Source organism: Stenotrophomonas sp. TWI1409, from assembly GCF_039673015.1.
Lineage (GTDB): Bacteria > Pseudomonadota > Gammaproteobacteria > Xanthomonadales > Xanthomonadaceae > Stenotrophomonas > Stenotrophomonas maltophilia_A.
On sequence record NZ_JBDJKU010000004.1, the window covers coordinates 31,357 to 55,173 of the forward strand.

Annotated in this window: 20 protein-coding genes; 4 read left to right on the forward strand and 16 right to left on the reverse strand. The window is 67.3% G+C overall.

Annotation, left to right across the window (positions count from 1 at the left end):
• Positions 1–321: 321 nt before the first annotated feature.
• From bamA to ABE423_RS02595, 16 genes are all read right to left on the reverse strand, one after another.
• A complete protein-coding gene (gene bamA / locus ABE423_RS02520) occupies positions 322–2,685 on the reverse strand; it encodes an outer membrane protein assembly factor BamA (RefSeq protein WP_049463624.1) in 2,364 nt (787 codons plus the stop codon).
• Between the two features lie 74 nt (positions 2,686–2,759).
• Positions 2,760–4,118 (reverse strand): RIP metalloprotease RseP, encoded by a 1,359-nt coding sequence (gene rseP, locus ABE423_RS02525; RefSeq protein WP_197614916.1) that lies wholly within the window; start codon positions 4,116–4,118, stop codon positions 2,760–2,762.
• A 55-nt stretch (positions 4,119–4,173) separates the two neighbouring features.
• Positions 4,174–5,364: a 1-deoxy-D-xylulose-5-phosphate reductoisomerase gene (locus ABE423_RS02530; protein WP_346484883.1), complete on the reverse strand. Its 1,191-nt coding sequence runs from the start codon at positions 5,362–5,364 to the stop codon at positions 4,174–4,176.
• A 2-nt stretch (positions 5,365–5,366) separates the two neighbouring features.
• Positions 5,367–6,203 (reverse strand): phosphatidate cytidylyltransferase, encoded by an 837-nt coding sequence (locus ABE423_RS02535; protein ID WP_010486331.1) that lies wholly within the window; start codon positions 6,201–6,203, stop codon positions 5,367–5,369.
• Positions 6,200–6,967 carry a polyprenyl diphosphate synthase gene (gene uppS / locus ABE423_RS02540; protein ID WP_032127943.1) on the reverse strand — a complete coding sequence of 256 codons (768 nt, stop codon included), beginning with the start codon at positions 6,965–6,967 and terminating at the stop codon, positions 6,200–6,202. The genes ABE423_RS02535 and uppS overlap by 4 nt, the downstream gene beginning before the upstream one ends.
• 5 nt (positions 6,968–6,972) lie before the next feature.
• Positions 6,973–7,527, reverse strand: a complete 555-nt coding sequence (frr, locus tag ABE423_RS02545; RefSeq protein WP_032127942.1) for a ribosome recycling factor — start codon at positions 7,525–7,527, stop codon at positions 6,973–6,975.
• A 96-nt stretch (positions 7,528–7,623) separates the two neighbouring features.
• Positions 7,624–8,352, reverse strand: coding sequence for a UMP kinase (gene pyrH, locus ABE423_RS02550; RefSeq protein ID WP_032127941.1), 729 nt, complete (start codon positions 8,350–8,352; stop codon positions 7,624–7,626).
• Between the two features lie 121 nt (positions 8,353–8,473).
• Entirely contained in the window at positions 8,474–10,012 is a 1,539-nt protein-coding gene (locus ABE423_RS02555) for a GGDEF domain-containing protein (protein WP_132809702.1), read from the reverse strand.
• Between the two features lie 257 nt (positions 10,013–10,269).
• On the reverse strand, positions 10,270–11,145 hold the full coding sequence (gene tsf, locus ABE423_RS02560) for a translation elongation factor Ts (protein ID WP_253143333.1): 876 nt from the start codon (positions 11,143–11,145) through the stop codon (positions 10,270–10,272).
• A gap of 126 nt (positions 11,146–11,271) precedes the next feature.
• Positions 11,272–12,078 carry a 30S ribosomal protein S2 gene (gene rpsB / locus ABE423_RS02565; protein WP_005408748.1) on the reverse strand — a complete coding sequence of 269 codons (807 nt, stop codon included), beginning with the start codon at positions 12,076–12,078 and terminating at the stop codon, positions 11,272–11,274.
• A gap of 220 nt (positions 12,079–12,298) precedes the next feature.
• Positions 12,299–12,997 (reverse strand): molecular chaperone, encoded by a 699-nt coding sequence (locus ABE423_RS02570; protein WP_125893837.1) that lies wholly within the window; start codon positions 12,995–12,997, stop codon positions 12,299–12,301.
• Positions 12,997–13,215, reverse strand: a complete 219-nt coding sequence (locus ABE423_RS02575; RefSeq protein ID WP_049399532.1) for a hypothetical protein — start codon at positions 13,213–13,215, stop codon at positions 12,997–12,999. The genes ABE423_RS02570 and ABE423_RS02575 overlap by 1 nt, the downstream gene beginning before the upstream one ends.
• A 260-nt stretch (positions 13,216–13,475) precedes the next feature.
• Positions 13,476–14,513, reverse strand: coding sequence for a spore coat U domain-containing protein (locus ABE423_RS02580; protein ID WP_346484886.1), 1,038 nt, complete (start codon positions 14,511–14,513; stop codon positions 13,476–13,478).
• A complete protein-coding gene (locus ABE423_RS02585) occupies positions 14,510–16,888 on the reverse strand; it encodes a fimbria/pilus outer membrane usher protein (protein WP_346484888.1) in 2,379 nt (792 codons plus the stop codon). Before ABE423_RS02585 ends, ABE423_RS02580 begins: the two co-directional genes overlap by 4 nt.
• Positions 16,889–16,895: 7 nt before the next feature.
• On the reverse strand, positions 16,896–17,645 hold the full coding sequence (locus tag ABE423_RS02590) for a molecular chaperone (RefSeq protein ID WP_049399527.1): 750 nt from the start codon (positions 17,643–17,645) through the stop codon (positions 16,896–16,898).
• A complete protein-coding gene (locus tag ABE423_RS02595; RefSeq protein WP_032127934.1) occupies positions 17,645–18,175 on the reverse strand; it encodes a spore coat U domain-containing protein in 531 nt (176 codons plus the stop codon). The genes ABE423_RS02590 and ABE423_RS02595 overlap by 1 nt, the downstream gene beginning before the upstream one ends.
• Positions 18,176–18,348: 173 nt before the next feature.
• Here ABE423_RS02595 and map point away from each other — a divergent pair, with 173 nt between their 5' ends.
• From map to ABE423_RS02615, 4 genes are read left to right on the forward strand one after another with little or no spacing between them, the layout of a single operon-like run.
• Positions 18,349–19,191: a type I methionyl aminopeptidase gene (map, locus tag ABE423_RS02600; protein WP_080355365.1), complete on the forward strand. Its 843-nt coding sequence runs from the start codon at positions 18,349–18,351 to the stop codon at positions 19,189–19,191.
• 2 nt (positions 19,192–19,193) lie between these two features.
• Positions 19,194–21,821 carry a [protein-PII] uridylyltransferase gene (locus ABE423_RS02605; RefSeq protein WP_125893843.1) on the forward strand — a complete coding sequence of 876 codons (2,628 nt, stop codon included), beginning with the start codon at positions 19,194–19,196 and terminating at the stop codon, positions 21,819–21,821.
• Positions 21,821–22,930, forward strand: coding sequence for a 2,3,4,5-tetrahydropyridine-2,6-dicarboxylate N-succinyltransferase (gene dapD / locus ABE423_RS02610; RefSeq protein WP_346484891.1), 1,110 nt, complete (start codon positions 21,821–21,823; stop codon positions 22,928–22,930). Before ABE423_RS02605 ends, dapD begins: the two co-directional genes overlap by 1 nt.
• A gap of 2 nt (positions 22,931–22,932) precedes the next feature.
• Positions 22,933–23,802 carry a hypothetical protein gene (locus ABE423_RS02615; protein WP_346484893.1) on the forward strand — a complete coding sequence of 290 codons (870 nt, stop codon included), beginning with the start codon at positions 22,933–22,935 and terminating at the stop codon, positions 23,800–23,802.
• The last annotated feature ends 15 nt before the right edge of the window (positions 23,803–23,817 follow it).

Genomic DNA, 23,817 nt, shown 5'->3' on the forward strand with positions numbered 1-23,817 from the left:
GGGCTGCGGGGGGCGGCGCAAGTACGTCCATGTAGCCTTGGTCGCCGCATCCATGCGGCTCACACCCCCGCAGCCCCACCCCGTCCGACCTCCGAGGGCGTGGCGCGAGTGCCAGCCACGGAAAAACAGAAAAGATCAAAAGCAGAGCGGGCGCTTCCGGCATCCAGGCCAAACGAAAACGCCGGGCAGAGCCCGGCGCTTCGCATCCCGTCTGGTGGAGAGCCCCCCTTCTGTTAAGGTGGGCGCGCCAGCGGCGCGGGGGATAGGTGAAATGCGCGGGCAATTCACCGGAGGTGGATCAGTTCTGAGGAACGTTGTTCCTCAGAACTGGCCACCGAACGTGAATTGCAGACGTTCGATCTTGTCATCGTCTTCCTTCTTCAGCGGGAAGGCGTAGCTGATCGAGATCGGGCCGACCGGGGCGCGCCACAGCAGGGCCACACCGGTGGACACGCGCAGTTCGTTGGCCTTGAAGTTCTTGGTGCCGTTGTAGACGTTACCGAAGTCGACGAAGGCGGACACGCGTGCCGACGGGCTGTCGAACAGGCGCGGGAAGTAGGCTTCGACCGAACCGACGGTCTTCAGCGAACCACCCAGCGGCTGGCCTTCCGGGTAGCCGTTGGTGACTTCGCGCGGGCCGAGGGTGTTGTCTTCGAAGCCGCGCACCGAGTTGGTACCGCCGGCGTAGAAGTTCTCGAAGAACGGCAGGCCGCTGGCGGTCACCGTACGGGTGGTGCCGTCCGGGTTGGTCAGCGTGCGGGTGTAGTCGTTGCCATAGGCATCGCCGTAGCCCACTTCGGCACGGGTGTTGATCACCAGCGACGGCATGATCGGCCAGTACTTGCTGATCTGGTAGTTCAGCTTGTAGTACTCGATGGTCGAACCCGGCAGCGTGGTTTCCAGGCCGATGCGCTGGTAGGTACCGCGGGTCGGCATGAAGTAGTCGTTGCGCGAGTCACGCGCCCAGCCCAGCTCGGTGCGCCAGGCATGGAACGTGCGCCTACCGACGGCGTTGATGTAGTCGATGATCGACTGCGGGGTCGAGCCCTGGTAGGTGGTGATCTGGTTGCTGTCGATGCCGAACATCAGCGAGACGGTATCGGTCTCGGTGATCGGCACGCCGAACACCACCTGCGCCGAACCATTGGTGCTGTTGTACTGCGCGGTGTTGAAGTCGGAGTAGTCCAGTTCGCGCCAGGACAGGTTGTAGCCCAGCGACACGCCGTCATCGGTGAAGTACGGGTTGGTGTAGCTGAAGCCGTAGCGCTGCAGGTAGCTGCTGCGCGAGGCTTCGACCGACACGCGGTTGCCGCCGCCGAGGAAGTTGTTCTGCGACAGCTGCACCGAGGTGGTCATGCCGTAGGACTGCGAGTAGCCCAGGCCGAACACGAAGCTGCCGGACGTGGTTTCCTTGACGTTGTAGACGACGTCGACCTGGTCGTTGCTGCCGCTTACGGCCGGGGTTTCAACATCCACCGACTCGAAGTAGCCCAGGCGCTGCAGGCGGATCTTGGAGCGGTCGATCGCGGCCTGCGAGTACCAGCTGTTCTCGAACTGGCGCATTTCGCGACGCATCACTTCGTCGGACGTACGCGTGTTGCCACGGAACAGGATGCGACGCACCGACACGCGCGGGCCGGGCACGACCTGCATGTTGATCGCCACGGTCTGCTCGGGGCGGTTGGTGGTCGGGATCGGGTTAACCTTGGCGAACGCGTAGCCGATGTTGGACAGCGAGTTGGTGATGGTGTCCGAGCTGAATTCCAGCAGCGCACGCGAGAACGTGTCGCCGGACTTCTGGATCACCATGCGCTCGACGTCCTCCTGCGGAAGGATCGTGTCGCCGCTGACCTTGATCTCGGAGATCTTGTACTGCGCACCTTCGGTCACGCCGGCGGTGAGGAACATGTCGCGCTTGTCGGGGCTGATCGACACCTGGGTCGAATCAATGCTGAAGTCGACATAGCCGCGGTCGAGGTACCAGGAATTGAGCTTTTCCAGGTCGCCGGACAGCTTTTCCTTGGAGTACTGGTCGTCACGGCGGTACCACGATGCCCAGTTGTGCTCCTTGGACTCCCAGGTCTCCAGGATGTCCTTGCTCTCGAACTTCTCGGTGCCGACCAGGTTGACGTGACGGATCTTGGCCGCCTTGCCTTCCTTGATGGCGATCGCGATGTCCACGCGGTTGCGGTCCAGCGGGCTCACCGTCGGGGTGATCTCGACGTTGTACTTGCCGCGGTCGTTGTACTGGCGACGCAGTTCCTGGGTCACGCGGTCCAGGCTCAGGCGATCGAAGGTGCCGCCCTCGGTCAGGCCGATGTCGGACAGGCCCTTGAGCAGCTGCTCGGACTTGATGTCCTTGTTGCCGGTCACGGTCAGCTTGTTGATCGCCGGGCGTTCCTTGACGGTCACCACCAGGATGCTGCCCTGGCGGTCCAGCTGCACGTCTTCGAAGAAGCCGGTCTTGTACAGGGCGCGGATGGTCTCGCCGACCTTGTTGTCGGTGACCGTCTCGCCACGCTCCACCGGCAGGTAGGTGAATACCGTGCCCGAGCTGATGCGCTGCAGGCCATCCACGCGGATGTCGCTGACAGTGAAGGGCTCGGCTGCCTGGGCCAGGGCGGGAGCGCCGGTGACGGCGGCGAGGGCGAGGGCCAGCAGGCGGCGATTGGGGAGTCGCGTCATGTCACGTCCGGTAGGAAGGTCGATTTCATTGGTGCGGGATGCCGACGCTGTAGACGGCAACAACGTGGAAAAGTTCATCGCGGGACCAGGCCGAGGATGTCGTTGTAGAACGCCAACCCCATCAGCCCGGCCAGCAACGCCAGGCCGATGTACTGGCCGGCGGCGATGGCACGCTCGCTCAGCGGGCTGCCCTTGACCAACTCGATAAGGTAATACAGCAGGTGGCCGCCGTCCAAGATCGGGATCGGCAACAGGTTGATGATGCACAGGCTGAGTGACAGCAGGGCAAGGAACTGCAGGAACCAGTCCAGGCCGCGTTTGGCCGAGATGTTGGCTACCCGGGCGATGGTGACGGGCCCGGAAACGTTCTGCAGCGAGGCTTTGCCGGTGACGATGCGGCCCATCATGCCCAGCGAATCGGCCGCCAGGCGGCCGGTTTCGCGCACGGCCACGGTGACCGCGTCGAGCGGACCATAGCGCAGCAGGGTGTCGTAGGGAGGGCTGAACGAGGTCGGGAACTGCACGCCGATCTGCCAGATCGGCTCGCCCTTTGAATCCTTGCCCTGGCGCGGGGTGACTTCCAGCGCCAGGCGCTCGCCGCCCCGCAGGACCTCGATCATGCCCGGGCCGCCGGCGCGGCCCAGCGTCTGGATCTCGCCGATGACCTGGTCGGCGCCGTCGATGCGCTGGCCGTCGATCGCTACGATCAGATCGCCCGGCTGCAGCTGCCCGGCCACCACGGAGTCCGCGGTGAGCGACTCGACCAGCGCCGGTTGCAGCCACGACTGCCAGTACAGGCCAGCCAGGATCGGCACGCGCCGTTCATCGAAGCCGGGGGGCAGCTGCGACAGCGGCAGGCTGCGCACGCGCACCTGGTCGGCCGGGTCCAGCACTTCCAGCTTCACGTCGCGGCGGTCCATCGCGGCGGCGGTCAGCGCCATGCTGGCCTCGCCGAGGGTGACCACCGGGCGCTCGTCCACGCGCAGCACACGGTCGCCGCTGGTCAGGCCGGCGCTGGCGGCGATGCCGCTGACACGGCCGATGGTCGGCGAATAATCCTGCTTGCCGATCACGAACATCGCCCACAGCAGCAGGATGCACAGCAGCAGGTTGGCGATCGGTCCGGCGGCGACGATGGCGATGCGCTGCCAGACGGTCTTGTGGTTGAAGGCCTGGCCGCGCTCGTGCGGGTGCACTTCGACCTCGCGCTCGTCCAGGAACTTCACATAGCCACCCAGCGGGATGGCGGCGATGGCGAACTCGGTGCCGTGCCTGTCCCGGCGCGACCACAGCGGCCGGCCGAAGCCGACCGAGAAGCGCAGGATCCTGACCCCGCACAGGCGCCCGACCCAGTAATGCCCGAACTCGTGGAACGTGACCAGCAGCCCGAGGCTGACAATCATCCACCAGACCGATCCGATGAAGTCAGTCATGCAGGCTCACAGTGGCGGGCAGGGGCGGCGTCGTCATGCTGGGCGAGGCGGTCGTTCAGGCGGCGTCGATGGCGTTCAGGGTCAGCTGGCGTGCCCGCTGGTCGGCGGACAACAGGACCTCCAGTGTATCGGCTGGCTGGGTCGGCAGTGTTGAAAGAGCGTTAGCAACCAGCTCCGGGATGGTCAGGAAACCGATCCGGCCCTGAAGAAACGCTGAAACCGCCTCTTCATTGGCAGCGTTCAGCACCGCCGGGGCGGTGCCGCCGGCCCGCATCGCCTGCCAGGCCAGGGCCAGGCAGGGGAAGGCGTCGGTGTCCGGGGCCTCGAAATCGAGCCGGCCCTGGGCCAGCAGATCCAGCCCGGATACGCCCGATTCAATGCGTTGTGGCCAGCCCAGGCCAACGGCCAGTGTGGTGCGCATGTCCGGCAGGCCCATCTGCGCCAGGGTCGAGCCGTCCACGAACTCGACCAGCGAGTGGACCAGGCTCTGCGGGTGCACCAGCACTTCGATGCGCTCTCCGGGGATGCCGAACAGGTGGTGGGCCTCGATCACTTCCAGGCCCTTGTTCATCAACGTCGCTGAATCGACCGAGATCTTCGGCCCCATCGACCACTTCGGGTGGGCAACGGCCTGGGCCGGGGTGACCTGGGCCAGTTCGGCGCGGCTGCGGCCACGGAACGGGCCGCCGGAGGCGGTCAGCAGGATGCGGCGCACGCCGGCGCCATCGACGCTGGCATCGCGCGAGCGCAGGCACTGGAAGATCGCGCTGTGCTCGCTGTCGATCGGGATGATCTCGGCGCCCGCCTGATGGGCAGTACGGGTCAGCAGCTCACCGGCCAGCACCAGCGATTCCTTGTTGGCCAGCAGGATGCGCTTGCCCGCGGCGGCGGCGGCCAGGGTGGAAGACAGCCCGGCCGCACCGACGATGGCGGCGACCACGGTGTCGCAGGCATCGCTGGCGGCCAGCTGGTCCAGCGCGGCATGGCCGGCATGCACCTCGGTGGCCAGTCCGGCATCGCGCAGGCCATCGCGCAGCTCAGCGAACAGCGATTCGTCGGCGATCACCGCGTGCGCGGGCCGGTGCTGGCGGCACAGTGCCAGCAACGCCTGCACCTGACGACCGGCGGCCAGCACGGTGGCCTGGTAGCGCTGCGGGTGGCGGGCGATCACGTCCAGCGTGGAGGCACCGATCGAGCCGGTGGCGCCGAATACGGCGACCCGGCGCAGGTCTGCGACAGCATTCATGGTCAGAACCCGAAGATTTCCTTGCCGAGTGCGAACACCGGCACTGCAGCCAGGACGCCGTCGACACGGTCGAGTACGCCACCATGGCCCGGAATCAGGTGGCCCGAGTCCTTGGCGCCCGCGTGGCGCTTGATCAGGCTTTCGAACAGATCACCCAGCACCGAGGCGAATACGGCCACCACCGAAGTGATCAGCAGGCCCGGCAGGTGTGCGGTATCGATGCCGGCCAGCCAGCCCAGGCCGACGGCCACGGCGACACCGGCCAGCAGGCCGCCGAACAGGCCTTCCCAGGTCTTGTTGGGGCTGATGCGCGGGGCCAGCTTGTGCTTGCCGAAGTGACGGCCGGCGAAATAGGCGCCCGAATCGGCCGCCCAGACCAGTGCCAGCGCAGCCAGCAGCCACAGGTGGCCCTGCTTGCCCGGCGGATCGCCGCCGGCATGGATCAGCACCAGCGCGGCCCAGGCCGGAACGATGGCCAGCGTACCGGCCAGCATCTTCACGATGCGCGAGGGTGCCGACGGCTGCGCGCCGAAATTGAAGAAGCGCAGCCAGACCAGCGCCGCCAGCCACCAGGCAACACCGGCCAATGTGGTGATCTGGAACAGCACCAGCGTGCTGCCATCGGCCCACACCAGCAGCACCATCAGCAGCAGGTTCAGTACCAGCAGCACGGTGCGCGCCAGGGTGTCTTCGATGCCGGCCAGCTTCAGCCACTCCCACAGGCCGATCAGCAGCACCGCAGCGGCCGCCGCTGCCAGCCATTGGGTCGGCAGCAGCAGGATCGCGGCAATGGCGACCGGCGCCATGATCAGCGCGGCAAGGACTCGGGTCTTGGTCATGGGCTGGAAGTCTCGGTGGCCAGTGCGGCGATCTGGGCGCTGGTCAGGCCGAAACGACGCTCACGGCTGCCGTAGGCGTCCAGCGCCTGCTGCAGCAGGGCGGGATCGAAGTCTGGCCACAGCGCCTCGGTGAACCACAGCTCGGTGTACGCCAGCTGCCACAGCAGGAAGTTGCTGATGCGGGTGTCGCCACCGGTGCGGATGAACAGGTCCGGTGGCGGCAGGTCGGCCAGGGCTACCTGGCTGCCCAGCAGCGATTCGTCGATCTGTTCGGGCAGCAGGCGGCCGGCGGCGACTTCAGCGGCCAGCGCGCGCGCGGCACGGGCGATGTCCTGGCGGCCACCGTAGCTGGCGGCGATCGACAGGGTCAGGGTGGTGTTGTCTGCGGTGCGCTGCTCGGCCAGCTGCATGCGGCTGACCAGCCCGGCACCGAAGCGTTCGCGCTCGCCGATGAAGCGCACGCGCACGCCGCGCCGATGCAGCTCGTCCACTTCGCGGTCGAGCGCGCCGAGGAACAGCTTCATCAACGCATCGACTTCTTCCTGCGGCCGGCCCCAGTTCTCGCTGGAAAACGCGAACAGGGTCAGCGCCGGAATGCCCAGCTCAAGGCAGCGCTCGATGGTGCGGTTGACCGCACGCGCGCCGGCCCGGTGGCCGATCACGCGCGGACGACGGCGCTGCTGTGCCCAGCGCCCATTGCCATCCATGATGATGGCAATGTGGCGGGGCAGGGCGGCCGGCAACGGAGGCGGGACTGAAGGCATCGACTTCAGACCGACAGCAGTTCTTTTTCCTTGTCGGCAACGACCTTGTCGACGTCCTTGATGTTGGTGTCGGTCAACTTCTGGATGTCGTCCTCACCGCGCTTCTTCTCGTCTTCGCTGATCGCCTTGTCCTTGACCAGCTTGGCGATTTCCTTGTTCGCGTCCTGACGGATGTTGCGGATCGCGATCTTGGCGCCTTCGCCTTCCTTCTGCACCTGCTTGGCCAGCTCCTTGCGGCGCTCTTCGGTCGGCGGCGGCATGTTGATGCGGATCGCGGTGCCCAGGGTGTTCGGGGTGAACTCGGCGTTGTAGAGACCCTTTTCGATCTCCTTGATCATGCTCTTGTCGAACGGCGTGACCAGCAGCGAGTGGGCGTCGGCGTTGGAGATCGATGCGACCTGGTTCAGCGGGGTGCTGGCGTTGCCATAGGCGCTGACCGTGACGCGGTCCAGCAGGGCCGGGGTGGCGCGGCCGGTGCGGATCGAGGTGAGGGTGTGCTTCAGAGCGTCGATGCTCTTGGCCATGCGCGTCTGCGCGTTGTTCTTGATGTCGTTGAGCATCGCCCGGTCCTGGGTGTAACTGGAATCGGGCGATTATAGGCGAATACGGGACGCTGCCGGGCCAGAATCGGCCCGGAGCTCGCCTGGCGCTCAGGCTCAGGCCGGGTCGCGGCCCTGGACCAGGGTGCCGATGTTCGCGCCGCTGAGGATCTTCAGCAGCTCGCCCGGCTGGCCCATGTCGAACACGCGCATCGGCAGGTCGCTGTCGCGGGCCAGTGCGAAGGCCGCGGTATCCATCACTTCCAGGCCGCGGCGGATCACTTCGTCGTAGCTCAGGCTGTCGAAACGGACCGCGTCGCTGTGCTTGTTCGGGTCCTTGTCGTACACGCCATCGACCTTGGTGGCCTTCAGCAGCAGGTCGGCACCGATCTCGATCGCACGCAGCGCGGCGCCGGAGTCGGTGGTGAAGAACGGGCTGCCGACGCCGGCGGCGAAAATCACCAGGCGGCCCTTTTCCAGGTGGCGGATGGCGCGGCGGCGGATGTAGTCCTCGCACACGTCGTTGATCTTGATCGCGCTCATCACGCGGGCCTTGGCGCCCAGCTTTTCCAGGGCGTCCTGCATGGCCAGGGCGTTGATGACCGTGGCCAGCATGCCCATCTGGTCGCCGGTGACCCGGTCCATGCCGCCAGCGGCCAGGCCGGCGCCGCGGAAGATGTTGCCGCCGCCGATCACCAGCGCCACTTCGGCACCGGCCTGCTGGGCTTCGATGACCTCACGGGCCAGGCGATTGATGATCTTCGGGTCGATGCCGTAGTCCTCATCTCCCATCAGCGCCTCCCCGGACAGTTTCAGAAGGATGCGGCGATAGGCGAGCTTGGACATAGGGACCTCGGGTGCGTGGAAATCGCGGGCGATTCTACGCGCATGCGGCGTTGGGCCAAAGTGTTTTGTGCACTGCGGCGCGAAATCCTGCCGTCCGCCCCGCTCACGCGGGGCGTCCCGTTCAGCCCAGCTCGGCGCCGGCGGTGGCTGAAAGCTCGTCGTGGCCGAGGGCGCCGGGGGAGCGGGCGATCACCCGGTTGCGGCCCAGGTTCTTCGAGCGGTACAGCACATCGTCGGCTGCGCGCAGCAGGTCCTGCACGTCGGCAAAGCGTTCGTAGCCGCCCTGGGTGGCCACGCCGGCGGAGAAGGTGACGAACAGCGGGCCTTCCTCCAGCTCGGCCATCGGCGTGGCGACGATGTTGGCCAGCACGCGCCGGATCACGTCCAGCGCCACCGATTCACTGGTGTTGGGCAGCAGCGCGACGAATTCCTCGCCACCGAAGCGGGCCACGGTGTCGCTGTTGCGCAGCTGGCCCTGCAGCTTGCCGGCAAAGGCGCGCAGCACCTCGTCGCCGGTCAGGTGGCCGTGGGCATCATTGATCTTCTTGAAGTCGTCCAGGTCGATGAAGGCCACCGACAGCGGCCAGCCCTGGCGCCCGGCGCGCAGGAACTCCTGTTCCAGCACCGCCTCCAGCTGGCGGCGGTTGAGCACGCCGGTCAGGGCGTCGCGGTGGGCCTGGTCGGCCAGGCGCTTGGCCCGCGCCTCGAATTCGTCGGCGCGGCGGCGTGCCTGATCGGCATCCTGCAGCTCGCGCAGGTTGCGCAGGGTGGCCAGTTCCTGCGCGTGGTCGATCAGCTCCCGGACCCGCGAGGGCGAGTTCAGGCCGGCCTCGAACAAGCTGGCGATATCCGGAAGGGCATCGCTGATGCGGGTCAGCACCTGATCGAAACGGGCGCTGTCGAGCTCCAGCCGGTCATGCACCTGGTGCAGAGCGCGTTCGCGGGCGGCATCGGCGTCTTCGTCCAGCCAGATGTCGGCAACAGCGCCGGACAGCTGCACGCATGCCTGGAACGGCGAATCGGCAGCGTCGTCGTCCTCGCTGTGGCTGATGCTTTCCACCAGGTAGCGCGGCAGGCCCCACTGTTCGGCCACCCAGGCGCCGACATCGGCGTGGCTGCAGCCCAGTTCCTCGCGCTCGCGTGCGACCAGATCGGTATTGTCACGGGCTTCGCGCAGCAGTGGCAGGTAGCGCTCCGATTCGGCCTGGGCCAGGCACAGCACGCCCAGGTCCTGCAGCAGCCCGGCCAGCATCAGTTCCTCCAGCCGACGCAGGCCGCGTGCCTGGCCCAGCTGGCTGGCGGCCAGGGCGCTGAGAATGCTGCGCTTCCACGCGCGCTGGCGCAGGTCGTGGTCGGCACCGCCGCCACCGGTCAGGCCCTGGGTGACGGTGAAGCCGAGGGCGAGGCTGATCGTGGCATTCAGGCCGAGCATGGTCAGCGCCTGGCCGAGGTTCTCGATGCGGCGGCGGCTGGCGTACAGCGGCGAATTGGCGATGCGCAGCATGCGAGCGCTCAGCGCCATGTCGATGGCGATGATGTCGGCGGCGGTGGCGATGTCCGCTTCCGGGTCCTGGGCCAGCTCGATGATGCGCAGGGCAATACCGGGTGGCGAGGGCAGGTTGCGGCAGAGCGCCAGGGCAGCTGTCAGCTCGGGAGGCATGTCGGGTCGTTCAATTCCATTGGGACAAGAATACCTAGGAATGCATCACAGTCCGCGATTTTCGTTCCTGCTATGTGACTGTGGATTCCCTGCGCCGAGTATCGGCTTGATTCGCGCGCAACGCAAAGGTGCCGGTGTGCGCACCAACGGTGTGCACCCACCGATGGGGCATGAGTTCATCCCTTGGCCCATACATAAAAAAAGAGCCGCGGTTTCCCGCGGCTCCTTCTGGTCGCTTCACAGCCGGAAGGCTGGAATCAGACCTGCATCGCCTTGGCAACTTCAGCGGCGTAGTCTTCCACCACCTTCTCGATGCCTTCGCCGACGATCAGCAGCTTGAAGCCAGCCACGTCGGCGCCAGCGGCCTTGACCACCTGCTCGACGGTGGTGTCGCCCAGCACGTAGGTCTGGCCGTACAGGGTCACGTCGCTGACGATCTTGTTGATCTTGCCGCTGATGATCTTTTCCAGGATCTCGGCCGGCTTGGCCTTGTCCTTTTCGGACATCTTGGCCAGCTCGATTTCCTTTTCCTTCTCGACGAACTCGGCCGGGACGTCCGCAGCCTTGTTGTGCGGCGGCTTCAGGGCTGCCACGTGCATGGCCAGGCCACGGGCCAGCTCGACGTCGCCGCCGACCAGGTCGACCAGCACGCCAACCTTGCCGTTGGTGTGGACGTAGGCGCCGATGGTGTTGTTGCCATCAACCTTCACCATGCGACGGATCTGGATGTTTTCACCCAGAGTCTGCACGGCGGTGGCGCGGGCTTCTTCAACGGTGCGGCCATCGGCCAGCTTGGCAGCCTTCACGGCTTCGACGTCGTCGGCGCCCGATGCCAGGGCGGCAGCGGCGACGGCATTGACGAAGGACTTGAAGTTGTCATCGTTGGCGACGAAGTCGGTTTCCGAGTTGACTTCGACCAGCACGGCCTTGCCGCCATCCTGGGCCAGGCCCAGACGGCCTTCGGCGGCCACGCGGTCAGCCTTCTTGTCGGCCTTGGCAGCGCCGGACTTGCGCATGGCTTCAGCAGCAGCGTTGATGTCGCCGTTGGCTTCGGTGAGAGCCTTCTTGCATTCCATCATGCCGGCGCCGGTGCGCTCGCGCAGTTCCTTGACCAGGGAAGCAGTGATTTCCACGGGATTACCTCACGAAAGAAAGGGGTTGGGCCGGCATGGTGGCCGGCCCGTGTGACACGGTCCTGTCACGCGCCAAAGGCTGCGCGCAGGGAGGGTGGACGCCGGGCGTCCACCCCGGGGCCTGGATCAGGCCTGGGCGTCGTCGCCCTTCTTGGCAGCCTTCTTGGCCGGAGCGCGGCGGGCCGGCTTCTCTTCGCCTTCGGCAGCAGCTTCGGCGAACTCTTCCTCACGCACCGAAGCAGCGTGCGGCGCAGCAGCCTTGCCTTCCAGCACGGCGTCGGCAGCGGCGCGGGCGTACAGCTGCACAGCGCGGATGGCGTCGTCGTTGCCCGGGATGGCGTAGTCCACCAGTTCCGGGTTGTAGTTGGTGTCGACCACGGCGATGACCGGGATGCCCAGCTTCTTGGCTTCCTTGATCGCGATGTCTTCGTGGCCGATGTCGATCACGAAGATGGCGTCCGGCAGACGGTTCATGTCCTTGATGCCGCCCAGCGAGGCTTCCAGCTTGTCGCGCTCGCGACGCAGGCCCAGCACTTCGTGCTTGACCAGCTTCTCGAAGGTGCCGTCGGTTTCACCGGCTTCCAGTTCCTTCAGGCGGGCAACAGACTGCTTGACGGTACGGAAGTTGGTCAGGGTGCCGCCCAGCCAACGCTGGTTCATGAACGGCATGCCGCAACGCTCGGCTTCTTCCTTGATGGTTTCGCGGGCGCTGCGCTTGGTGCCCAGGAACAGGACGGTGCCGCGCTTCTGGGCAACCGACGAGATGAAGTTCATCGCATCGTTGAACAGCGGGACGGTCTTTTCCAGGTTGATGATGTGGATCTTGCCGCGGGCGCCGAAGATGTACGGAGCCATCTTCGGGTTCCAGTAGCGGGTCTGGTGGCCGAAGTGGACGCCGGCTTCCAGCATCTGACGCATGGTGACCTGGGGCATTGCAATACTCCTGATATGGAACCGGCGATTCCGCCCGCGGGGATAGGTATGCGGGACGCGTGGAAGCGCGGATGGTTCCGGGGTTGGGCTTCCCTGTTGCCTCCGTGGCCGAACTCCTTGCGGAGCACCCCGGCACGGATGGGGGCAGCAGGTGTGGATTCACCGGTGACGTCCGGTGTGGACGGTCTCCCGCGCACGCAGGCGGCAGGAATCCGGTCGATTATAGCCCGCTGGGAGCGCTCGCTGCAATTGCCGGGTCCGGCGCGGTCAGATCGACCACGCGGCCGTCCTGCAGCCGGGCCTGGAAATGGCCACCGGCATAGCTGTCGGCATGGACGGGGAGGGCCCAGCGGCGTTCCCGGCCCGCCAGCAGGTAGCCGGCCAGTCCCGGCAGCAGCAGGGTGCGGCGTCCATCGCCGGCGACGAACGCAAGATCGTGCAGGCGGGCGTGAACGGAACCTGCGTTGCGCAGTCGCAGAAGAGGCTGCGACGTGCCGGATTCGATTCCGGCATGCAGGTCCGGCCGCGCCAGGGGCGCCGCATGCCCCCGGAACAAGGGCAGCGAGTAGCGTGGCAGGCCCGGTCCGCTGGGGCTCAGGATCACCCGGTAGGCCTGCTCGACGGCAACGGGCGACGTCTCCCGAGGCAGCAGCCAGATGCGTTGACGGGTGCCGGGCGGGAGGTCGAGCCGGGCGGGGCTGGCCAGGATCTGGTCGCTGGGCCGCAGCTTTTCCGCATCGACCTGCTGTTCCCAGGCCAGGATCCGAACCTCGCCCTGCCAGCGGCCGGGCCCGGGGTTGTACAGCCACAGCTCGCCGTGCCCCCCTTCGGCGGGCAGCTGCAGGGTGGTGGGCACCAGGTCCAGCGCCGCAGCGGGCAGTGCCAGCAGCAGTGCCAGCAGGCTCAGCAGGATGCGCATCAGTAGATGAGGGTCACGGCAGGCGCCGCGTCGTCGCTGTCGGCCGGCGGCGCGAGGTCGCGGATCTGTTGCGGAAGCTCGGGCGCGTCGCTGCGCCGGTGCGGCGCCGTGCATCGGGTGTTGCCGGCATCACTGCTGCAGCCCTCGACCACAGTCAGCCGGATCTGCAGGGAGGTGCTGCCGGGATCGGCCCACGCGGGCGTACTGGCGACCAGCATCGCCCCGATCAGAAGTGCGCGAACCACCTGCCATCCACCGTACTGTAGGACCCGTTGCGCGGTATCGGCCGGATCGGCCGAATCTGTAGGCTCGACTGCCAGTCGACTGGTCCTGGCGCAGGAGGGATGCGCACATCCACGCACGGCGTGGATCTACCGGAACCCACCCCGGTGGGTGCCGACGATTCCAAACCCACCCCGGTGGGTGCCGACCATTCCAATCCATCCCGGTGGATGCCGACCGTTGGTCGGCACACAGGTCAGTAAGTGATCGTCACCTGCACCAGATCGTTGTAGGTACCGGCCGGGGGCTGGCCGGTGACCGGCGGCACCCGGCCATGGATGGTCAGCTGCTGCGCGCTGCCATTTCCGGTGCCGCCAACGGTATCGACATTGAGGGTATTGCCCCAGCGCAGGCTGCGCGCGGCGTCGCGGTACAGCTCATAGGGGAGGTAGTAGGTGCCGCTGCCAATGGTGGTGGCCATGCGCCGGGTGGTGGAGGCGGCGGGGTTGTTCTGGCCGTTGTTGAGGCTGATCTGGTAGGCGGTGTTCTTCAGGCAGGTCAGCGTGAGCGTGGCGGTCCGGTCGATGTTGGCGGAAATGCTGCCGGTGACGTTGCCGAAGTCCATGTTGGTGGTGACGTAGCTGCCGCATTGCGGCAGCACGTTGGCAGTGGCAGTGAAGCTGAAGGCCGCACTGGCGCTGTTGGTGCCGGTTGCGCCGCCGTTGCAGGTGGCCGGCACGGTGGCGTTGCCGAGCAGGACTTCATTCCAGGCCCAGGTGAGCACCACGTTGGCGCCACTGAAGGTGCTGCTGTAAGCACCCGAAGCGAGGATCTGGTTGGCGGGGATCTGCGCGAACAGCTGCACGGACTGCGCACCGCTGCCGCCGGTCAGCAGCGGCACGTTGTAGCTCATGGTCAGTTCCTGCGCCGGCGGCGTGCCGCGTGGCACCAGGCCGGTGACCTGGCCGTAGCTGGCGTTGTTGTAGAGCTGGAAATTCATGGTGTCGCTGCTGGAAGTGGACATCGTGCGGAAGGTGGAGGTGCTGCCGCCGCCACTGCCTGCGCCGATACCCACGCAGACGCGGACGCCGGTGGTGGCCAGCAGGCTCAGTGCGGCGGTGGTGCAGGTCACCGTGATGTTCAGCGTCGCCGCCGTAGGGCCGGGAGCGTTGCTGTTGATGTTGCCGAACGGCAGAGTCGGGTTCGCGGTTGCCGTGCAGACCGCTGTCGCCTGGGCCGGTAGTGCCACGAGCAGGCCGGCGAACAGCAGCATGCCGAGCAGCAGCACTCTCATTGCGCCACCTCCGGGATGCACGGCAGCGGTGCCGGCTTCGGCCGGGCGCCGGACGCCACTACCTTGGGCTGCTCGGGTACCTTCACCCGGCACTGGCCGCGGCTGGTGGTGATGTACAGCACGCTGCCGGCAGCGACGTCTTCCAGATACAGCAGGCCGTCATAGCCCACCGTGGCCTGGCGTCCGCCGGGCAACTGCACTTCGCTGCCCACTTCCAGCGGCTGCCCGTCCATGCTCTGCAGCGTCAGGCTCAGAGAGGGCCGCGAGCGCAACTGGAATGTCACGTGGGTCCCAGCGCGCTGGCGCGGCGTCACCCAGTCCTCGATGCGGTCGGCACGCATGTCCTCGGGCAGGTCCAGGGTGTCGATCGAGACCCGGTTGCGCTGCCAGGACAGCAGCGGGCTGACCAGCAACAGGCCACGATCATCGGTGACGCCGATCAGGCGGTTCTCCAGCCGCACCGGCACGCCACCAACACCATTGGTGCTGATCACCGCGAATGCATCGGAGACCTCGCGGGTGGCAAACGCGTGCCCGCCCATCCAGACCAGGCTGCCACTGGCGCTGCCGTAGGCATAGTTGAGCCCGCCCTGGCGCGAGGCCCCGAAGGAGTAGCGGCCGACGTCATTGAGGATGCCGACTTCGGCCAGGCCGCCACTGCCGTCCTCGCCGTGGCGCACCTGCGCGCGCCAACCGATGCCGCCTGCACTGCCATCGCCGGGCACCGGCTGGGTGACGTCGGCCACCCAGGTCTGGCTGTCGCCATTGCGCTGGCTGGACAGGCTGGCCTGGCGGTTGTTGCCCAGGCTGGCGGTTACCGACAGATAGATGCTGCGGTCATCACTCTGGTCCAGGTTCTGGTTCACCGAGAGGTAGGCTGACCAGCGCTGGCTCCAGGTCCGCGACCAGAACAGGCTGGCGTAGCGGTTGTCTTCGCCATCGGGGTAGCGCAGGCGCAGGTAGCTGGCGCTGAGCGTGCCCAGCCGCAGCAGGTCGGCGCCGACCGTGGCCTGTTCGCTGATGCTGGGTGGCAGGTTGCCCTGCAGTGCGCCCAGGTCGCGGTAATCACCATGGCTGCGCACGGTGCGCAGATTGACGTTGAGTCGGCGGTTGTTCCAGCTGTAACCCAGCGCCCACTGGCCACCCTGCAGGCCCTGGTAGTTGCTGTGCGCATAGGCGGCGTTGAACACGCCCGCGCCGCCGAGCAGCCACCCGCCGCCGATGCCGGCCTGGGCCAGGCCACCGCCGCCTTCGGCATGCGCTTCACCGGTGAAGGTATCGCTGATGCCGCCGCGCCAGCTGGCACTGGCCACGGTGCGGTCGTCGTAGGCGAAGGAGCGCTGGCCGAAGTCCTCGCGCAGTTGGCCAACACCGACCGACCAGTCCGACAGGCCCTTGGCCAGCAGTTGCTGGGTGCCATAGAAGCTGAAATCCAGTGTCTGCATGCGGCCGAATGCGTCGGTGACCACCACCTGTGCGCTGCCGGTGCCGCTGATGCCCGGCTGTGCGGCCAGCTGGAACGGGCCGACCGGGACCTGGCCGCTGTACTGGCGCAGGCCATCGACGTACAGCTCGACCGTGGACGGCACCACCGCCTGGCCGAGGAAACTGGGCGTGGGGGTCAGCACGCGATAGGGCTGCAGGCCGTAGTTGCGACCGATCTGCAGGCCACCCAGGCGCACCGGACGGGTCCAGTCGACGAAGCCGCTGTAGAAATCGCCGACCTCCAGCGTCATCGCCTGGTCGGGGAAATCCAGGCTCCAGCGCGTATCCAGGCGCACGCTCTCCCCTCGCCAGCGACGGTCGCCAGGCTGCTGGTAGCGCCTGCTGACCGCGGTGTTTTCGAAGGTGCCGTTGCCGACGCCGAACAGGCGCAGTTCGGAGCTCAGGCTGAGGTTGCCCAGCGTATCCACCCGGCTGCCATACACGTCGTAGTTGAGCAGCAGTCCGGGTGAGGCACTGCCTGCGGGCGCGCGTGTCTGCGGGCGGCTGAGCACGGTGGTTGGCAGGGTCAGCTGGTCCAGTGGCACGTCCAGCGCCAGGGTCTGCAGGCGTGCGTCATAGCGCACCACCGCGCCGCTGATCTGGTCCAGGTACACCGGTGCATCGCCGTGGGCGTTGAAGCCGAGCTGGCGCAGTACGTCGGGGCTGGCCTGCAGGCGGCCACGGTTCTCGATGAAAGGCAGCAGTCCGCGTGGGGTGCTGTTGAGCGAAACGTCCAGGTACTGCGTCTGGTTGGCGGTCAACGGTGTGGGCGGTGGCAGCATCGCATCGGCGGAGATGCCTGATACATCGGCGGTGGCGGTAGCCGCTGCACCGGACACATCGGCGGCTTGGGTCGCCGCAGGAGCCAGGGCAGCAAGCAGCGCGCCCATCAACGCCTCAGCGAGCCGATGGGGGCGACAGCGGCGTCTGTTCCGACTCGCCATTGAGCTTGGCCGTGATCTGGTCGTTGTCGCGGTCGATCGCCGTGCGCTCGATCGGCCAGCGCATCACCTGCCCGGGCAGCACGTAACCCAGCAGTCCGGGATGCACGATGCGTGGGCGCGTGGGGCTGCCCAGCGCAAGATCGGCGATCTGCGCATAGCTGTTGCCTGCGTTGGCCACCTCGACGCCGTTGCGGCCATCGGGCAACTGCACCAGGCGGGCCTGCAGCTGCGGCGCAAGCTTGCCGGCGGCGGGCTGCACGAACACCGGTATCGAATAGCGCAGCACGAACTGCATGCCGTCGGCGCGGGTGGCCAGGTCGGGCACCTCGTCGACAATCAGCCTGTAGTACTGCTGTGCCGGCGGTGGCGTCCTGTCCGGACGCATCACCCGGACCAGCTGCTGCTGCCCGGCAGCCAGTTCCTGCATCGGCGGGGTGACCACCAGTTCATCGGTGGGCAACAGTTGCTCCTGGCCGTCCTGCTGCACCCAGCGGAACACCCGAACCTGCAGCTTCACCGGCGAGGTGCCACTGTTGGTCAGCCAAAGCTCGCCGGCACGCTGGCGCGCTTCCAGCTGCAGGCTGGTCGGGGCGACCTGCAGGCTGGTGGCTTCGACCGGGGCGGCGAATACCAGGCTCAGGACGAGCAGCGCCACGCCGGTGGCGCGCCACGGGCGGGGTCCGGCCATGCGGGCGTGCTCCATCAATAGGTGATCGTGGCGGTAACCGTATCCAGGTAGTTGCCGGTCGCCGGGTTGTTGGTGCTCAGGTTCAGGATCTGGCCGTAGACGATGTAGGGCACGGCCAGGCCGGTGCCGATGCCAGCCTGGGTGTTGGTGCCGGAGGTGGCACCCCAGACCAGGGTGTGCGCGGCGTCCTGGTAGAGCTGGTAGCCGACGTAGTTGTTGGCGGTCACCGCGGCGTTGGTGTTCTTCATCCGGCGAGTGGTGACGTCATTGGCGGTGCTGGCATTGGCACCCGCATTCAGTGAAATCGTGTACGGGGTCAGTGCCGAGCACTGGGCGGTCACCGTGCCCTGGCCCAGGGTGGGGGTCGCGGTGGTCGAGGCCGCCGTGCCGAAGTCAACGTTGGTGGCGGCAGCAGCCGTGATCGTGCAGGCCTTGGTCACCACCAGGGTGACATTGAAGGTGGTGGTGTCTGCGGCCAGGGCCGGGCCGGACAGCAGCACCCCGGCCAGGGCCCAGGCAAGCGGGGAACGAAGCGCGGATCGCATGGACAACCTCCCTGACCCGAAGGTCCGTTGAACAAGGCGAAGGCGGCACGTTCGGCACCGCTTCGGCGACGGTGACCCCAGCTTAGGAGGCGTAAGTGTCTGTATTCCGTGATAAACAGGGAGGCGAAAGGGGGGCGGCGATCACGCTTTCACTTTCCTTGCCGGAACCGTGCATGGCCCGGATCGCCAGTTGGGTGGCGTTCGTTCAGATTGTGGCCGGATCGGCGATAATGGGGGCCATGAGCGTGAATCTGAAAACCCCGCAGGAAATCGAGATGATGCGAATCGCCGGCCGCATGGCCAGCGAAGTGCTCGACATCGTCACCCCCCACGTCAAGCCCGGTGTCACCACCGAGGAACTGGACCGCATCTGCCACGACCACATCGTGAACGTGCAGGGCGCCGTTCCGGCCAACGTCGGCTACCGCGGCTTCCCGAAGACCGTGTGCACCTCGGTCAACAACGTCATCTGCCATGGCATCCCCAGCGAAGGGAAGGTGCTCAAGGATGGCGACATCATCAACATCGACGTCACCGTCATCAAGGATGGCTGGCACGGCGACACCAGCCGCATGTACTTCGTCGGCACCCCGTCGGTGATGGCCCGCCGCCTGGTGGAAACCACCTACGAAGCCATGTGGCGCGGCATCCGCGCGGTGCGTCCGGGCGCGACCCTGGGCGACATCGGCCATGCCATCCAGAGCTATGCCGAAGGCGAGCGTTTCAGCGTGGTGCGCGAGTACTGCGGCCACGGCATCGGCAAGGTCTACCACGATGAACCGCAGGTGGTGCATTACGGCCGCCCGGGCCAGGGCCTGGTGCTGCAGCCTGGCATGACCTTCACCATCGAGCCGATGATCAACGAGGGCACCCGCTACAACAAGGTGCTGCCGGATGGCTGGACCGTGGTGACCAAGGACCGCAAGCTGTCGGCACAGTGGGAGCACATGATCGCGGTCACCGAGACCGGCGTGGACGTGCTGACCCTGTCGCCGGGCGAGTCGCAGGTCTCCTGAGGATGCTGCCGGCGAGTTCGCTGCTGGACACGCCGGCCGCGTCGCTCAACGACCCGGACTGGGCTGCTGCCGCGCGCCAGGCGCTGCAGCAGGCCGACGCGCGCCTGTACCGCCGCTTCGACCAGGGCGACAACATCGAGCGCCTGCTGGCGCTGCGCGCGCGCGCTGCCGACCATCTGATCCGCCTGGCCTGGCAGCGCTGCCTGCCGGCCGACAGCGGGCTGTCGCTGTTCGCGGTCGGCGGCTATGGCCGCGGTGAACTGTTTCCGCGTTCGGACATCGACCTGCTGGTGTTCGGCGATCCGCCGGCACAGCTGGCCCATGAGGCGGCGCTGGCGCGCCTGTTCGCGCTGCTATGGGATTGCGGGCTGGCCGTCAGCCATGCGGTGCGTTCTGCATCGCAGTGCCGCGAGGCGGCAGTGGACCAGACCGTGCTGACCGCGCTGATCGAGGCGCGCCCGATCCTGGCCGATGATGTGGCGCGCCGCGCGCTGCGCGAGGCCGTCGACGATCGTGAACTGTGGCCGGCGCGCACCTTCTTCCTGGCCAAGCTGGAAGAGCTGCGCAACCGACACCAGCGCTTCGGCGATACCGCCGACAACCTGGAGCCGGACCTGAAGGATGGCCCCGGCGGCCTGCGCGATCTCAATACGCTTGGCTGGATGGCGTTGCGTGCCTTCGGCGTGCGTGACCTGGAGGCGCTGGTCGGGCTCGGCCATCTGGGCGCAGACGAAGCGGCAGCACTGAAGCGCGAACGTGCGGTGCTGGCGCGGCTGCGCTTTGGCCTGCATCTGGTCGCGCGTCGCCCGGAAGAGCGCCTGCGTTTTGATTACCAGAAGACCCTGGCGGCACGCCTGGGCTTTGAAGACGATGCCGAGAACCTCGGTGTCGAGAAGATGATGCAGGGCTTCTACCGCGCCGCGCTGGTCGTGCGCCGGATCAGCGACCGCCTGCTGCAGCGCTTCGAGGAACAGTTCGATGGCGAGGCGCAGCCGGAGCCGCTGACCGTGGGCTTTTCCCTGCGCCGTGGTTACCTGGCGGCCAACGAAGCCGACTGGCCGCGCGGCGACATCGGCCAGGTGTTCGCGCTGTTCGCCAGCTGGGCCAACAATCCGCAGGTGCGCGGCCTGCATTCGCTGACCGCGCGTGCGCTGGCCGAAGCGCTGCCACTGCTGCCGGCTTACGACCAGGCTGATGCCGATGCACGCGAGCAGTTCCTGGCGCTGCTGCGCGGCCAGCGCCCGGTCGATACGCTCTCGCGCATGGCGCGGCTGGGCGTGCTTGGCCAGTGGATTCCCGCGTTCGCCCAGGTCAGCGGGCGCATGCAGTTCGACCTGTTCCATGTCTACACCGTCGATCAGCACACGCTGATGGTCCTGCGCAACATCGGCCTGTTCGCCAGCAGTCGCGCCGACGAGCGCTTCTCGATCGCGCACGAAGTGTGGCCGCGCCTGCGCAAGCCCGAGCTGCTGCTGCTGGCCGGCCTGTTCCATGACATCGCCAAGGGCCGTGGCGGCGACCATTCGGAGCTGGGCGCGGTGGACGCGCGCGCGTTCTGCCAGGCGCATGCGCTGAGCACGTCCGACACCGAACTGGTGGCGTGGTTGGTCGAACAGCACCTGCGCATGTCGGTGACCGCGCAGAAGCAGGACATCGCCGATCCGGAGGTGATCCATCGCTTCGCCACCCTGGTCGGCAGCCGCGACCGCCTGGACTACCTGTACCTGCTGACCTGCGCCGACATCGCCGGCACCAGCCCCAAGCTGTGGAATGCATGGAAGGACCGCCTGCTGGCCGACCTGTACTTCGCCACCCGGCGCGCGCTGCGCGAGGGGCTGGAACACCCGGTGCCGGCGGCCGAGCGCGTGGCCGAAGCGCGTGACAGCGTGCGCGCGCTGGTGCGCGAGCGGGGTTACGACGATGCCACCATCGATCGCCAGTTCGCGGTGATGCCCGACGAAGGCTTCATCCGCCTGCGCCCGGAGCAGCTGGCCTGGCAGGCTGCCGCGCTGGTGCCGGTGAAGCAGGGCCAGGCGCTGGTGAAGGTACGCCGGATCAGTGTCGACGATCCTGCGCTGGAAGTCTTCGTGCATTCGCCGGACCGCGACGGCCTGTTCGCCGCGATCGTGATGACGCTGGACCGCAAGGGCTACGGCATCCACCGCGCACGCGTGCTGGACGGTCCGGCCGATACCATCTTCGATACCTTCGAAGTGAACCCGGCCGATACCTTCGCCGATGGCAGCAGTGCCAACCTGGAAGCGGCGCTGCGCGAGGCACTCAGTGGTGACCTGTCGCGCCTGCGGCCGTCACGCCGGGTGGTGCCACGGCAGCTGCGGCACTTCCGCTTCGCCCCGCGCATCGAATTCCGCGATGAGCCGGGCGCAACCCGTTTCGCCCTGGTCGCCCCCGACCGCCCCGGCCTGCTGGCCGATGTGGCGTTCGTGCTGCGCAATCAGGGCCTGCGCGTGCATGATGCGCGCATTGCCACGTTCGGCGAACGCGCCGAAGACACCTTCGTGATCAGTGACGAGCACGACCTCCCCCTGACTGAACCTGCCCGGCAGCAGCTGCATGACGCGATGCTGGCCTGCCTGGACCCTGATCGAAACGCCGGAGACCCCGCCTGATGGCCACCAAGCCCGCCAAGAAGACCGCCGCGACCCCCAAGAGCGCAGCGGCCCGGAAACCTGCTGCTGCCGCACCGGCCGCGAAGAAGACCCCAGCGCCGAAGAAGCCCGCTGCGGTGAAGGCCCCGGCGAAGAAAGCGGCTGCGGTGACGGCCCCGGCGAAGAAAGCGGCTGCGGTGAAGCGTGCTGTGAAGAAGCCGGCGCCGGCCAAGAGTGCCGAAGCGGTCCGCGCCGAAACCATCGCCCGCAAGTCGCTGCGCAAGCCTTCAGCCCCGGGCGTGGAAGAGCTGAAGTTCGGCATCGAGAGTGCCTTCGAGCGCCGCGCTACCTTGACCCTGCACGAGCTGGAAGGCTCGACCAAGCCGCTGGTCAACCGCGTGATTGACGGCCTGGAGAGCGGTGAGTTCCGTGTTGCCGAGCCGGACGGCCAGGGTGGCTGGAAGGTCAACGAGTGGCTGAAGAAGGCCGTGCTGTTGTACTTCCGTGTCAATGACATGGCCGTGGTCGACGCCCGTCCGGCGCCGTTCTGGGACAAGGTCGAATCGCGCTTCGCCGGCTATGACGAGGCGAAGTTCCGCCGTGGCGGCGTGCGCGTGGTGCCGGGCGCGATCGCCCGCCGCGGCACCTACTTCGGCAAGGACGTGGTGCTGATGCCGAGCTTCACCAACATCGGCGCCTATGTCGGCGAAGGCACCATGGTCGACACCTGGGCCACCGTCGGCTCCTGCGCGCAGATCGGCCAGCACTGCCACCTGTCCGGCGGCGCCGGCATCGGCGGCGTGCTGGAGCCGCTGCAGGCCAGCCCGACCATCATCGAGGACCACTGCTTCATCGGTGCGCGCTCGGAAGTGGTGGAAGGCGTGGTGGTCGGCCACCACAGCGTGATCGGCATGGGCGTGTTCCTCAGCCAGAGCACCCGCATCTACAACCGTGCCACCGGCGAAATCACCTACGGTTACATCCCGCCGTACAGCGTGGTGGTGTCCGGCTCGCTGCCGAGCAAGGACGGTACCCATTCGCTGTACTGCGCGGTGATCGTCAAGCAGGTTGATGCCAAGACCCGCAGCAAGACCAGCGTCAACGACCTGCTGCGCGGCCTGGCCGACTGAGGATGACGGCGCCGGAGGATCTGGCGCAGTCCGCGATCTACCAGCATCCGTCCGACACCCTGGTCGGGCGGATGCTGCCGCGCCTGCTGCACGCCCCGCGCTGGACCCGGCTGCGCCGTGCACTGTCGCGGCGCTGGCCGATGCCGGCGCTGGTCAGTGACGTGCGCGATGTGGTCTACGTGAGCTGGTGGATCGACGTACGCCACGCGCCGATGCCACCACCAGGCCATCACTACGTGGTCCACGCCGGGCGCACGCCCTACACCATCCTCAGCTACCGGCACGGGCACTTCGGGCCCGCGCTGGCCGGGCCGCTGCGTTTGCTGATGCCGTCTCCCAGGCAGAGCAACTGGCGCTGGTACCTGCGTCGCGACGACGCTCCGGATGGGGCGCCGGTGGTGCTGTTCGATCGCAACGTGATGGACCAGCTGGCCTTCGTCGCCGGCGCGCGCGCTTTCAGCGATGCCATGCAGCCGCACCTGTCCACACGCTTCGAGCATGTGGTGCGCACCGATGGCGATGGGCACACCCTGATCGAAGGCGGGCAGGGCAGTGCGCCGAGGTTGCACCTGCAGTGGCAGGCCGCTGCAGGCTGGGAGGATGCGGCGGTGTGGTCGGCGGCCTTGGACGGCCACCAGGCCCTGCTGCGTTTCCTCACCTGCCAGGACGAGGCCATCGCCCGTACCTGCGACGGCCGCTGGGCCAGCACCCGCATCGCGCTGCCGGTGGAGATCGACAGCCTGCAGCCCCTGCGCCTGATCGGTGAGCAGCAGTGTCCGCGGCTGCAGGCGATGGACTTGGCGCTGCAGGAAGGGCTGGCCTTCCGGCTGCCACGGGTGCCGTTCCGGGTCGTGTCCGAGCGCCTGTTGTGAGATTCTGGCCCTCTG